Genomic DNA, 13,929 nt, shown 5'->3' on the forward strand with positions numbered 1-13,929 from the left:
AAGTATTCAGTGCTTCGCCTTACTCAGGCTTTACTTTCCTATTTACTCTGTATTCCCAACGTCAAAAAAACACTGGCACAGCTTTTGCATTTTTCCATTTGTAATTGTGCGAAGAGGTGTGTATGGCAATAACTTTCGATAAAGCATTAGGTGTTCATCAGTATACGGTTGGGGTAAGAGCTCGGCGGTCTGAGGTTCTCGCGAGTAATATCGCTAATGCCGATACACCTAATTATAAAGCACAGGATATTGACTTTAATAAGGCTTTTGCAGCCGCGAAGGCTGGACAGCACAGTGGCATGCAGCTTACCAATGATCGTCATATGGGCGGTGGTAGCAGCCAATTTTCAGAATTAGGTTTTCGCATCCCTAACCAGCCCGACACGGGCGATGGTAACACCGTCGATATACAGCAAGAAAAAGCAGATTTTATGCAAAATGGTCTGGAATACCAAGCTGGTATCGGCTTTTTGTCTAGTAAATTTTCTGGTTTACGTAATGCGATTAAAGGAGGTCAATAATGAGTTTCTTCAACGTGTTTGATATCTCGGCTTCAGCGATGAAGGCCCAGTCGGTGAGATTGAATACTACCGCCAGTAATTTGGCGAATGCTGACAGCATCAGCTCTAGTATTGACCAAACCTATCGTGCTCGAAAGCCAGTGTTTGCTGCAGAGTTAGAACGTGCGGGTAACGCTCAAGGCGAGTCGGCAAAAGTTAAAGTTGCTGGTATTGTCGAGTCGGATGCCCCTTTGCGTAAAGAGTATTACCCAGAACATCCCATGGCGAATGAAGATGGTTATATCTTTAAACCAAATGTTAATGTGATTGAAGAAATGGCCGATATGATGAGTGCCTCGCGCTCCTATCAAGCGAATGTGCAGGTCACTGAAGCTGCGAAGCAAATGCTAAATAGCACTCTCAATCTGGGTAAAAGTTAAGGAGTAGGTCGTGTCTACTATTGATCCACTACAAGGTAACCGTTGGCAACCTGAGTCGATTGTTCCGGAAAGTAATAATAATCAGTCATTAGGGCAGGAAGACTTTTTCGCGCTATTGACCACCCAGTTGCAATATCAAGATCCGAGTAAGCCAGTTGATAACGCTGAAATGATCGCGCAAATGGCTTCCTTCCAGACTTCTGAAGGTATCGCCGAGCTGGGAACCAAATTTGACACGATGAACTCGATTATGAATTCGTCTGCAGCTTTGCAAGCCTCAACGCTAGTGGGGCAAAAAGTATTGGTACCCTTGGACTATGCCCACAATACGGGCAGTGGTTTTGAAGGGGTAGCGGTGACAGGCGCTGCAACGACCAATGTTAAAGTGACGATTGAAAATGAAGCTGGAGAAGTCGTTACAGTTATCGATTTAGGTGAGGGGAGTGGCAATATGAACTTCTCTTGGGACGGTACTGATTCCAACGGGAATCAAATGCCAGATGGAAAATATAACGTCAAAGTAAATGGCGTTCAGGGCGGTAAAGAGATCAGTTTACCCACCGCAACTTTCGCGAATGTAAGTAGTGTAAGTTTGGCTGGTGGTACATCTGGCGTAGTCGTCAATTTAGAAGGTTTGGGTGGTATCGCGATGAGCGATGTCCTTGAAGTTGCCAAAGCCTAGTAAAGTATATAAACGATAGGAGATTGAGAGATGTCATTTAATATCGCGTTGAGCGGCATCAATGCCTCGCAAAAGGATCTTGACGTAACCGCGAATAACATTGCGAACGTCAATACCGTTGGTTTTAAAGAGTCGCGGGCAGAGTTTGCCGATGTGTATGCAACATCGATTTTCTCAAATGCTCGTACTGCAGTGGGTAACGGAACCAAAACGGTGGATGTTGCACAGCAGTTCCACCAGGGAAGTTTGAACTTTACCCAGAATGCTTTGGATTTAGCGATTAGTGGAGAAGGTTTTTTTGTTACGGCTGCTGATTTGACTACCCAGACTCGCGAATTTACGCGTGCTGGTGCCTTCAAATTAAATGCGGATAACTTTATTGTGAATTCGCAAGGCCAGTATTTACAGGGATATACGGTTAATAACAGTGGTACTCCTTCGGCAGTGAGTATGGCGGCGACAAACGCCATTCAGATCAGCGCTGAAGTTGGTACACCGACCCAAACCAGTGAAGTCAATATGAGCTTTAACTTGCCCTCTAGTGGCACGACTCATGATATTGGTGACTTCGATCCTTCTGATAGTAATACTTATACCTCAGCAACTTCGGTGACTGTGTACGATTCTCAGGGTGGGTCTCATGTTGCGGAAACCTTCTTTGTAAAAGATTCCTCTGTGGCAAATACTTGGCATAAGTTGATCTATGTTGATGGTGAACCGACCGACGTGAGTGGAGGCACTGCTCATGTGCCAAACGCGGGTAATACCAACGCGACGATTCCGGCTTCGGCTACTTTAACATTTGATAGTACGGGGGCCTTAGCATCAACAGTGCCTGCGGTTATTGAAACGGTCGCTTTAGGAACTGCGCCACCAAATGGCCCTGGTGGGGTTTGGGATGCGGCGACGGGTTCGGTAGATTCTACGCAAACGCTTATCTTTAATTTGAACGGACCGACTCAGTATAACGCAGCTTTCGAAGTGTCTAGTCTTTCGCAGGATGGATCGACAGTTGGTAAATTAACTGGGATTGATATTGGGCCTGACGGTTTAGTGGTTGCGTCTTATAGTAATGGTCAAACTTCGAATATTGCTAAAGTTTCAGTGGCTAAGTTTGCGAACAATCAGGGCTTATCACAAATCGGTGATACATCCTGGCAACAAACACAATTAAGTGGTGAAGCGATTGCAGGTGAAGGTAACTCTGGCACTTTTGGTAAAATTAACTCGGCTTCCTTAGAACAAGCCAACGTGAACCTCACTGAACAGTTAGTTAACTTAATTAGTGCGCAACGAAACTTCCAAGCGAACTCTCGAGCACTGGAAGTGAATTCAACTCTACAGCAAACTATTATTCAAATTCGATAATCATATCGGATGACATAATAATAAAAAGGCAGCCTTCGCTGCCTTTTTATTTACTTGATTTATATGGTTTTTTATTGGCTTTGTTATAAGTTTTTATTGTTTGGCACCATAATTGCTCTATTTCTCATGAGTCAGCTATTTGACGAAGGGAATAAGATGGACCAATTACTTTATATATCGATGACCGGCGCAAAACAAAATATGCAGTCGCTCGCGGTGCGAGGCAATAATCTAGCGAATGCGAACACGACTGGCTTTAAAGCCGATCTAGAAAACGCACGAGCGATGCAGGCATTTGGCCCTGGTTTACCGTCGCGAGTATTTGCCATGACTGAGACCCCTAGTCAAAATTTTGCCAACGGTATGTTAAAAACCACGGGTCGTGATTTAGATGTTGCGATTCAGGGAGAAGGTTGGATTTCGGTTCAAGATAAAGATGGTCAAGAAGCATTGTCTAGAAATGGCAACTTTACGATCTCGGCAGCAGGGGTTCTACAAACCATGCAAGGTCAGCCGGTGTTAGGTAATCAAAATGCACCGATTATTATCCCTTTACCTGTTGAAAAGCTTGAAATTAGCGAAGATGGCACCATCGAAATACGACCTGAAGGTGCGCCAGGTGATGCCCTGGAAGAAGTTAACCGAATCAAATTGAGTAAGCCTTTTGCTGGAGATTTAAGCAAAGGCGGTGATGGTTTATTTAGAAGTACCACAGGTGCTGTATACCAACCAGACGCTACGGTTGAACTGACTAAAGGTGCATTAGAAGGCAGTAATGTAAATCCAGTCCAAGAGATGACTCATATGATTAGCATGCAACGCCAATTCGAAATGCAAATAAAAATGATGAAAACTGCTGAAGAAAACGAAAAAGCGACTAACAGTTTGTTGCGCTTAAGCTAGCAATAAGGAGTGTACTATGCATCCCGCATTATGGATCAGTAAAACTGGCTTAGATGCCCAGCAAACCAATGTATCGGTTATTTCTAATAACCTCGCTAACGCCAGTACTATTGGTTATAAAAAAAGCCGAGCGGTGTTTGAAGATTTACTTTATCAAACTGTGAATCAGCCTGGCGGGCGTTCTTCACAAAACACCAAAATGCCTTCCGGTCTAATGATTGGCGCTGGCGCAAAGGTGATTGCCACCCAAAAGAATCATGATCAAGGTAATGTGCAAACCACGGACAATTCCTTTGACATGATGATCGACGGTCGTGGCTTTTTCGAAGTATTAATGCCTGATGGCACGACTGCTTACACTCGTAATGGTCAATTTAGTTTGAATGACGAAGGCACGATAGTGACTCCGGGATCTGGTTATCCGCTGCAACCCGAAATCCAAGTACCAGCCGATGCACAAAGTTTTACGGTGGGTGAAGATGGTGAAGTGAGTGTTCGCTTGCCCGGTCAAACCGATAGTCAGGTAATTGGCCAAATTACCCTGAGTGACTTTGTGAATCCTTCGGGCTTAGAGCCTCAAGGTCAGAACTTATATTTAGAAACTGGTGCCAGTGGTGCACCGCAAAATGGGATTGCTTCCGAAAATGGCCTTGGTTCTATTCGCCAAGGAGCCTTAGAAACATCCAATGTTAATGTTACCGAAGAGTTGGTGAATTTGATTGAAGCACAGCGTGTTTATGAGATGAACTCAAAGGTTATATCTACCGTCGATCAAATGTTAAGTTTTGCAACTCAACAATTGTAAACACAGATCAGAGAGAGGGATGACTGATGTATAGATTAGTCGTAGCGTTGATGAGTATAACGATGGTGGGATGTGCAAGCGTCAATCATGCCGTGGTTCCCGATGACCCGACTTATGCACCTGTTTATCCAGAAGAAGTTGCAATAGAAGCGCGCGTGACTGGTTCGTTATTCGCTGAAGCTGTTGCAAATAACCTATATGCAGACAAAAAAGCCCATCGCGTTGGTGATATTATTGTGGTTAACCTTGCAGAACGAACTCAAGCAAGTAAGTCGGCTAGTAATGATTTAGCCAAAGATAAAAATTTCAATCTCAATCCAATTACCGTACCGGGCGGGGTGGCAACCATTGGTGGCAACCCAATTGAGCTTGGCTTAACTCAAAATAGTGCCTTTACTGGGGAAGCAGATGCCGCTCAGAGCAACAGTTTAGCGGGTAATATCTCAGTGAATGTGGTCAAAGTATTGGCCAATGGCAACATGCTCATTAGTGGTGAGAAGTGGCTGATGCTTAATAATGGCAATGAATATATTCGCTTAACCGGGATTATTCGTTCCGATGATGTGTCACCAGACAATACCATTCCTTCATTACGTATTGCCAATGCGAGAATTCAATATGGTGGTACTGGTGATTTTGCCAATACGACCGAACAAGGTTGGTTGTCTAAGTTCTTTAATAGTCCTGTATGGCCGTTTTAAGCGTCGTTAGCTCGAGGAGTCGTCCCATGTTTAAACGCAGCATTATGATGTTCAGTATCGCTTTGTGTTTGTTGGCAAACACCGTGAGTGCTGCGCGACTAAAAGATGTCGCCGATGTCGCAGGTGTGCGAGCCAACCAACTCACGGGCTATGGCTTGGTGGTTGGTTTACCTGGCACTGGTGAAAAGAATAGTGAATTTGCTAAGCAATCATTTGCGACGATGTTACGCAACTTTGGCATTGTATTGCCTGCGGGCACAAATTTAAAAATTAAAAATGTCGCGCCAGTTGCTGTATATGCAGAGCTTCCCGCTTTTGTGAAACCGGGGCAGACCATTGATATCACGGTATCTGCGATTGGTGAAGCGAAGAGCTTACGTGGCGGCGCATTGATTCAGACTTTTTTAAAGGGGGCCGATGGTGAAGTGTATGCCTTGGCTCAAGGCAGTCTTATTGTTGGTGGTTTTGGCGCTGAAGGTGCGGATGGCTCCAAGGTGATCTCTAATACTCCAACGGTTGGGCGTATTCCCAATGGTGCGATTGTTGAACGAGCAGTGCCTTCGCCATTTATGAGTGGTGATACCATCACTTTTAATCTGAAACGTTCTGATTTTACTAGCGCGAAACGTCTTGCCGATACCATTAATAGTTTGGTTGGGCCTAATACGGCGACACCGATGGATGCATCTTCGGTACAGGTTTTCGCGCCTCGAGATCCTGGGCAACGAGTCGCCTATTTATCAACTTTAGAAAATCTTACTTTTGAACCCGCATCAGAGTCAGCCAAAATTATTGTCAATTCACGTACTGGTACCATTGTAATTGGTAAAGATGTGCGCTTATTACCGGCTGCCATCACTCATGGTGGGCTGACGGTGAAAATATCTGAGACCCCGGTTATTTCGCAGCCAAATGCATTGTCTGATGGCGAAACGGTAGAAACGACAGCGAGTAACATTGAGGTGACTCAAGAAGATTCTCGGATGTTTAACTTTGACACCGGTGCATCATTAGATGATTTGGTTCGAGCGGTTAATCGGGTGGGGGTTGCGCCTGGTGATTTGGTCTCCATTCTGGAGGCGCTGAAGCAAGCTGGTGCCATTCAAGGCGAGTTATTGGTGATTTAATCATGGCAATGGACGCAGTCAAACAAAGTGCAAACTACAATGACTTGGCCAGTTTGGATGAGCTCAGAAGTGCAGCTCAGAAGGATCCGAACAAGGCCTTAAAACAGGTTGCAAACCAGTTTGAAGCATTGTTTATGCAGATGCTGTTAAAACAGATGCGTAAAAGTAATGCCGCGTTTGAAAGCGATTCACCACTGAATAATCGACATACCCAAACCTACCGAGACATGCATGATAGCCAAATGGCCTTGGAATTATCGTCTTCTGGCGCTCTAGGTTTAGCGGATCTTATCGTTGCGCAACTTAACCCCTCGGCCGCAAATATTACGCCTGCCTCGGTATTACGAGGGGGCCAGGAGATTGATTTAACGACTCGCTCGCTTGAGCAGCCTTCAGCACTTGGCAAGGATATTGCTATATCGACTCATGTAACGGCAGCAAGTAGTGAAACTTTAGAGAAAACTCACGCTAATCTGGATATAGACTCGAGTCAAACGGGTTCGGAGTCATCGGAACGGCAAACATTTGCCACGCCGAAAGAATTTATTGAAACCCTATTGCCGCTTGCTAAAAAACTGGCTGTGGATAAAGGGGTGGAGCCAATGGCGATTGTTGCACAGGCGGCTTTAGAATCTGGCTGGGGTAAAAAAGTGATCACCAATCATGATGGAACAAGTAGCTATAACCTATTTGGAATTAAAGCAGATAGGCGCTGGCAGGGAGATAAGGCAATGGTAAACACTTTGGAGTTTAGGGATGGGCAAGCTAGACAAGAGCGCGCTGCGTTTCGTGCTTATGATTCCTATGAAGCCAGTGTGAAAGATTATTTATCTTTTATCGATGGCCCTCGTTATCAGCAAGCCTTAGCCAATGGTATGGATGCTAAGCAGTATGCGCGTGAGTTACAAGCCGCCGGTTATGCGACCGACCCTCAATATGCGAGTAAAATTAGTCAAATTTTGGATGGTCAGCATTTTGATGATTATCGTAACACCTTGGTTGAAGGGGAGTAGATAGCATGGCAATGAATGACTTACTCACCATTGGTTCGTCTGGGCTTGCTGCCCATCAGCGTTTGCTGATGACCACCGGTAGTAATATTGCCAATGTGAATACCCCAGGCTATAGCCTACAGCGAACTTTTTTTACCGCCGATACCTTGGGAGGCGTGAGAGATGGAAATACTTCTCGGGTACTCAATGGTTTTGCTCAGGCACAAATGTTCCGCGATACCTCAACCTTGGCAAACCGCAATGCCTATTTAGATTCGGTGAGTCAAATTGATGCCATTGTGAGTGATGATGCCTTATCTCTTAGTTCGAAATTTGATGATATGTTTACTCAGTTGCATGCGACCACCGATAATCCGACTGCGTTATCAACCCGAGAACTAGCCTTAGCTCAATTTGACGCACTCACCGAACGCTATCGAACATTAAATGAGCAATACCAGCTTCAAGAAAAAAATATTAGTCAAGATTTGGTCGAAAAAGCCAATGAATCGAATGCTTTGATTGTGAACATTGCCGACATCAATAAAGAAATTGTAGCATCTGGCGGAAACCCGTTAGATGGTGATGTAGCGGTATTATCTGATAAACGAGATCAAGCGATTAATGATTTAGCCGAATTGATTGATATTAATACGATTGTGCAAGATGACGGTTCAACGTTGGTATTTATGCGCACTGGTCAGGCTTTGGTGTTGCAAGATGATTATACCACATTGAGCATGGTTGACGGTGACCCCGATAGTACCCAAAAAGAGATGACTATTTCTCTTGCTGGTTCGAGTCGAATAATAGGCCGCGAAGAAATCGGTAGTACGATTGGCGGCTTGATGGAGTACCGGAAAACAACGTTGGATGTGAGCCGTAACCAGCTTGGTCAGTTATCTATTTCGATGGCTGATGCTTTTAATGCCCAAAATAAATTGGGTATGGACCTAAACGGTGATATTGGAACAGATATATTTACCTTACCCACTTTTGCCGGAAAGGAATTTTCAACAAATACTGCCTCGGGTTCAATCTCTGGTTCTTTTATCTCAGGAAAAGGCAGCGAGGTTACGCCTTACGATTATCGGATAAGTTTTCTCTCGGCAAGCACTTTTGAAGTACAACGTTATGATGGTGATAGTATGGTGGGGGCAGTGGTTACGGGGTCTATTCCGCCAACGGCCTTCGAGCTTGACGGGATGGAGTGGGATTTTTCTTCGGGGCCCTTTGCGGCAGGTGATAAGCATTTAATTCAGCCGACGCGTGATGTGGCCGCACAAATGACGGTGAGTATGAGTCAACCTGAGAAGTTGGCGCTAGCCGCGCCTGTGCGGGTTGAGCGTGATTTGGCGAACCGCGGCAATGCTTCAATTAGTATCAATTCGATTTATGATACTGACCCTACAACGTCTGCTTTCACCGCTCCGGGGGGCTACGATGTTGCAGGGCCGCATCAAGTGGTGGTGAATGCTGCGGGTGACTATGAAATTTATGACGATGCCGGCACTTTGTTGGCAACCGCCGCAGCGGCAACCGCTGGTCAGCAACTTTTTGCTAATGCCGTTCCGCCTTTAACGCCGGGTTATGACATTAATATTGATGGTGATGTGCAAGAAGGTGATGTGTTCAATTTTGACTATAACACCGATGGTTTCAACGACAATTATAATGCCTTACGCTTAGTTGATTTACAGCAAATGGATTTGGTTAGAAAAAGCTTAGCCAGTACTGGTGACAATAAAATGACCATGAATGATGCCTATGCTAGCCTGGTGAGTTTTATTGGTGGTAAAACCAGTGAGGCTCGAGTGTCGGCGTCAGCTGCTACATCTTTGTTGGAGCAGAGTACCCAGCGGCATAACTCTATCTCGGGGGTGAACCTTGATGAAGAAGCATCTAACTTGATCCGCTTTCAGCAAGCTTATGCTGCATCGGCACGTGTCATCAGTACAGCCCAGGAAACCTTTCAAACACTATTAAGTTCATTGAGGTAATTTATTATGCGTGTATCAAGTATGAACTTGTATCAAAATTCTTTGAATGGCGTGCTTAATTCTCAGCAACAAGTTGATAAAATGAATGAGCATTTAATCACCAATAAAAAGTTGCTGACTTCTGCAGATGGCCCTTCAGATATGAGTAAGTCAATGTTTTTGAGCACCGAAATCACTCTGACTGAACAGCATTTAAAGAATGGGACCTTGCTTGAAAATGCATTGAACTTTGAAGAGTCAGTACTAGGTGGTATGACTACGGCTATGCAACGAGCCAGAGTATTGGGGGTTCAAAGCGGTGATGGTATTAATGGTCAAGCAGAGCGAGACTCTTTAGCTCAGGAGTTACGGCAGATTCAAGCTCAACTGTTGGATTTTGCCAATAGCCAAAATGCTGATGGTAGTTATGTGTTTTCCGGTTTTCAAACTCATAAAAAAGCTTATATTTATGATGGAAGTGAATATATTTATCAAGGTGATTCAGGTAAAAGTGAATTAAAGGTTTCTTCTTCTGTTTATATTCAAAACAATGATACAGGGAAAGACGTTTTTGATGATGTTTTTGAACGCTATAAAACTAATGATACTAGCGTGAACATTTCAACTGTCGTCAATGATCAAAAGGCGTTTGATTCTTTTTATAATCAAAACTATGATCCAATAACACCTGCTAATAATAGTTTTCAGGTGCAAACTAGCGCTGGTGTTCCTGATACTTATGAAATATTAGATAGTGGTGGGGCCTCGTTAGTACCGCCAGTTACTGGAAATTATGTGGATGGACAGGAAATTAATTTTAATGGCTTAGCTATAACAGTAACAGGTGCGGTAGGTGCGACTGAAAGTTTTGAACTTACTGCACCCAACAAAAATAATGTGTTTAATATGGTGGGTGATTTCATACGGGCCTTGGAAGATCCCACTGTGCAAAGTATTGATTTCACTGAAGCTCAAAATGATTTTTTAGTTGGTATTGATAACGCCATGGAGAAGGTGGGTTTAACACTAGGCTCCATTGGTGCGCGTGGTAATGCCCTGGATTCGGTTAAATCGGCCGCTCAATCGATGGATATAGTGAACAAATCCTCACGTGCGAGCTTGAGTGAAGTGGACTTCGCTGAGGCGGTCAGTGACCTTCAGAAAGCCGAACTAGCACTGAATACGTCTTACTCTTCATATAGTCGAATTAGCCAGCTATCACTATTTAATTACTTATAGATTTAAAGTTATTTCAAATTCATGTAGAAAAATGAGCTAAAGAATATTGGAGTTCTGCCGATATGAGATTTATTGCGAGGATTTCGTAAATCACCAATAATAAAGAATGACTATTGGATTGGTGAACTCTGCTGAAGCGGGAGTTAATATTTAGGCGGTTTAACTATCCCACAATTCTTTTTTAATTATAAGGTAAAGTTTTCTCTGCTGTGGCCGTTACAAAGGTTGCTTCAATATTGAAGCAACCTTTTTTTGTTTTTTGTTTTTTTGTTTTCAAAAATAAAAAGATAAAAATAAACGCTAAAGAATATTGAAGGGTTGCCGTTATATAGGGTAAGTCAGAAAAACAAAATAACTGACAACTAATAAGACCTATAAATGGTTAAAATATAGATAGGAGAAATACCATGGCTTTATATGTTAATACTAATGTGTCGTCTTTAAACGCACAGCGACAACTTTACAACTCAGGTAATGGTTTAGATACCGCATTCCAGCGTTTGTCATCTGGTTTCCGCATTAATAGTGCGAAAGATGATGCGGCAGGTCTACAGATATCAAATCGTATGACTACACAGATTCAAGGTCTTGACCGTGCGGTAATGAACGCACAAGATGGTATTTCGGTTGCGCAAACCGCTGAGGGTGCAATGGATGAAGTTACTAATATGTTGCAACGGATGCGTGTTCTTGCTATCCAGTCTCAGGACGGGGTTAATAGTGCGAGTGACCGTAGCGCTCTGAATGCGGAAGTCAATCAACTTAAAGCTGAAATATCAAGAGTCGGTACAACCACAAAATTTGGTGGTATTAACTTACTTAACGGAAACTACAGTGCTAATTTCTTAGTAGGGGCTAATGCGGGGGAAAACATATTACTCAAAATTGATACAACTATCACTACTGCCGCGTTAAGTATTAACGCTATATCAGTGGGCGATCCTGCCGCAGCTTCTGGCGCAATGGCCAAAATTGATTCAGCATTGAAAAGCATTGATAGCGAGCGGGCCGATTTAGGTGCAATTCAAAATCGCTTTCAATCTACTATTCGTAACCTGTCTAATATTTCTGAGAATATGACTGGTGCGCGTTCGCGGATTAAAGATACTGATTTTGCGGTTGAGACAGCCAATCTGACCAAGAACCAGATCTTGCAACAAACCTCGACTACGATTTTGGCTCAAGCAAATCAACGTCCTCAGGCTGCGCTATCTCTCCTTGGATAATAAAAAAGAAAGGACGGTGGAGGTTCAATCCACCGTCCTCAGACTGCAGTAAGCGCGATGATTATTTTAGGAGGCTCAATTCCTTTATTATAAAAATGCGCTCTAGTTTCGCTCTCATCTCCTATCGTTTCGAGCGACATGGTCAAGTGTGTGGATAGCACGCTTGGCCATTTTTTCGCAGCGGTTCAGGCTGCTCTTTAAATTAAGCAATATATGCACCAACTTTTGCGGTGTTTTTTTGACTTAGTGTTTATGGTGCCAATTATAGTTCTTTTTTTGAGCGATTGTTGGCGGGGTGCTCGGCTGTTTTACTTAGAAATCGTTAAAAACTAGAGTTTCTAGGCCTAGTCTTAAATTATTTTTTGCATTGTTAAAGCCTTGTAGTGACGGGCTTTGCCGCCCAAGTGGCAAGTTTTTTCCTCTTTTCCTTAAAATTTTCTAAAGCTTTTTTAGCTACTGCCGCTACAGAGATTGAAGTTATTAAAACTTTGGTCCATTTAAAGGTTGTCTTGGTTAGGTTCAAACCAAGGGTTCAACAATCACTAGATGGTTATAAATTATCAGGTTATTAGTTCAGGCCCGATAATTAACATTTTAGGAGGCTCAAATTATGGCATTAGTCGTAAATAGTAATGTGTCGTCATTGAACGCACAACGCCAACTGTATAATTCAGGCAACGGTCTTGATACAGCTTACCAGCGTTTAAGCTCTGGTTTTCGTATCAATAGCGCCAAGGATGATGCAGCTGGTCTACAAATTTCAAACCGCATGACTTCACAGATCCAAGGCTTGGATCGTGCCGTGATGAATGCACAGGATGGTATCTCTGTAGCGCAAACCGCTGAAGGCGCAATGGACGAAGTGACTAACATGCTACAACGCATGCGCGTGCTAGCCGTTCAGTCTCAAGATGGTGTCAATAGTGCTAGTGATAGAAGCGCATTAAATGCGGAAGTTAATCAGCTAAAAGCGGAAATTAGTCGTGTAGGTTCTACTACTAATTTTGGTGGAACTAAATTGCTTAATGGCGCTTATAGTTCTAATTTTTTAGTGGGTGCTAATGCTGGCGAAAATATTCTTGTTAAAATTGACACGACTATTACTACTGCAGCGCTGAGTATCAATGCCCTATCAGTAGGTACTGCCGGTGCGGCTTCTGGCGCAATGGCCAAAATTGATTCAGCATTAAAAAGCATTGATACCGAGCGTGCTGATTTGGGTGCCCTGCAAAATCGTTTCCAATCTACTATCCGTAACTTATCGAATATTTCTGAGAATATGACTGGTGCACGTTCACGGATTAAAGATACTGATTTTGCAAAAGAAACGGCTGAATTAACCAAGCAGCAGATCTTACAGCAAACCAGCACCTCTATTTTGGCTCAAGCAAACCAACGCCCACAGGCTGCGTTAACTCTTGTATAGTTAAAATTTTAGTAGGTAGAAACACGCAGCCGCACTTATACTCAATAGGTGTGGCTTGCTTCATTTAAGGAGTCAGATATGGAAGGCAATGTAAATAGTATTACAGCGTTTTCTGCTTCTACTGTAGCGGCGACGGAACGCCCTGAACTGAAACAAAGCGAACAGCTCAAGGGAACGAATGAGCCTACTTCTCGTAGCGAAAAAATTGAGTTGGCACGAAAATCGCTGCAAGAAGAAAATAAGGTTGCTAAACAGCAGGCAGAAGAACGAGTAGAAAAAGACCAAGATAGAGCATCGGTTGAAGATGTAGTTAAGTCGATTAATCAAATTTTGGAAGTTCATAACCGCGATGTAAAATTTGTGGTTGATGAGCGAGACGGACAATTTTTTACGTCAGTTTTAAATCGTTCTACCGATGAACTGATAAGAGAAATTCCTAGTGAAGAATATCGTCAGTTGTCTGAGCGCTTACGAAAGTTCCAGGATGCGATTGGTGAGACCACCGGGTTATTTGTGGATAAGTTAGTTTAGTTTTTATTAT

Annotated in this window: 14 protein-coding genes; all 14 read left to right on the forward strand. The window is 43.4% G+C overall.

Going from position 1 to position 13,929, the window contains the following annotated elements:
- Window positions 1-122 precede the first annotated feature (122 nt).
- Complete coding sequence (flgB, locus tag ACRRS0_RS09030) at window positions 123-521, forward strand: flagellar basal body rod protein FlgB (protein ID WP_432453535.1); 399 nt, start codon at window positions 123-125, stop codon at window positions 519-521.
- Entirely contained in the window at window positions 521-940 is a 420-nt protein-coding gene (flgC, locus tag ACRRS0_RS09035; protein ID WP_432453534.1) for a flagellar basal body rod protein FlgC, read from the forward strand. The genes flgB and flgC overlap by 1 nt, the downstream gene beginning before the upstream one ends.
- 10 nt (window positions 941-950) lie before the next feature.
- Entirely contained in the window at window positions 951-1,622 is a 672-nt protein-coding gene (locus ACRRS0_RS09040) for a flagellar hook assembly protein FlgD (RefSeq protein WP_432453533.1), read from the forward strand.
- A 30-nt stretch (window positions 1,623-1,652) separates the two neighbouring features.
- Window positions 1,653-2,990, forward strand: a complete 1,338-nt coding sequence (flgE, locus tag ACRRS0_RS09045) for a flagellar hook protein FlgE (RefSeq protein ID WP_432453532.1) — start codon at window positions 1,653-1,655, stop codon at window positions 2,988-2,990.
- Between the two features lie 156 nt (window positions 2,991-3,146).
- On the forward strand, window positions 3,147-3,893 hold the full coding sequence (flgF, locus tag ACRRS0_RS09050; RefSeq protein ID WP_432453531.1) for a flagellar basal-body rod protein FlgF: 747 nt from the start codon (window positions 3,147-3,149) through the stop codon (window positions 3,891-3,893).
- Between the two features lie 16 nt (window positions 3,894-3,909).
- Complete coding sequence (flgG, locus tag ACRRS0_RS09055; protein ID WP_432453530.1) at window positions 3,910-4,698, forward strand: flagellar basal-body rod protein FlgG; 789 nt, start codon at window positions 3,910-3,912, stop codon at window positions 4,696-4,698.
- A 26-nt stretch (window positions 4,699-4,724) separates the two neighbouring features.
- On the forward strand, window positions 4,725-5,399 hold the full coding sequence (gene flgH, locus ACRRS0_RS09060) for a flagellar basal body L-ring protein FlgH (RefSeq protein WP_432453529.1): 675 nt from the start codon (window positions 4,725-4,727) through the stop codon (window positions 5,397-5,399).
- A gap of 26 nt (window positions 5,400-5,425) precedes the next feature.
- Window positions 5,426-6,526, forward strand: coding sequence for a flagellar basal body P-ring protein FlgI (locus ACRRS0_RS09065; protein ID WP_432453528.1), 1,101 nt, complete (start codon window positions 5,426-5,428; stop codon window positions 6,524-6,526).
- 2 nt (window positions 6,527-6,528) lie between these two features.
- Window positions 6,529-7,539, forward strand: coding sequence for a flagellar assembly peptidoglycan hydrolase FlgJ (gene flgJ / locus ACRRS0_RS09070; protein ID WP_432453527.1), 1,011 nt, complete (start codon window positions 6,529-6,531; stop codon window positions 7,537-7,539).
- A 5-nt stretch (window positions 7,540-7,544) separates the two neighbouring features.
- Window positions 7,545-9,518 carry a flagellar hook-associated protein FlgK gene (flgK, locus tag ACRRS0_RS09075; protein ID WP_432453526.1) on the forward strand — a complete coding sequence of 658 codons (1,974 nt, stop codon included), beginning with the start codon at window positions 7,545-7,547 and terminating at the stop codon, window positions 9,516-9,518.
- 6 nt (window positions 9,519-9,524) lie between these two features.
- Window positions 9,525-10,736 (forward strand): flagellar hook-associated protein FlgL, encoded by a 1,212-nt coding sequence (gene flgL / locus ACRRS0_RS09080; RefSeq protein WP_432453525.1) that lies wholly within the window; start codon window positions 9,525-9,527, stop codon window positions 10,734-10,736.
- A gap of 407 nt (window positions 10,737-11,143) precedes the next feature.
- Window positions 11,144-11,962 (forward strand): flagellin N-terminal helical domain-containing protein, encoded by an 819-nt coding sequence (locus ACRRS0_RS09085; protein ID WP_432453524.1) that lies wholly within the window; start codon window positions 11,144-11,146, stop codon window positions 11,960-11,962.
- A gap of 610 nt (window positions 11,963-12,572) precedes the next feature.
- A complete protein-coding gene (locus ACRRS0_RS09090) occupies window positions 12,573-13,388 on the forward strand; it encodes a flagellin N-terminal helical domain-containing protein (RefSeq protein WP_432453523.1) in 816 nt (271 codons plus the stop codon).
- Between the two features lie 78 nt (window positions 13,389-13,466).
- Window positions 13,467-13,919 (forward strand): flagellar protein FlaG, encoded by a 453-nt coding sequence (locus ACRRS0_RS09095; RefSeq protein ID WP_432453522.1) that lies wholly within the window; start codon window positions 13,467-13,469, stop codon window positions 13,917-13,919.
- Window positions 13,920-13,929: the final 10 nt, after the last annotated feature.

The organism is Agarivorans sp. QJM3NY_29 (assembly GCF_050870835.2).
Lineage (GTDB): Bacteria > Pseudomonadota > Gammaproteobacteria > Enterobacterales > Celerinatantimonadaceae > Agarivorans.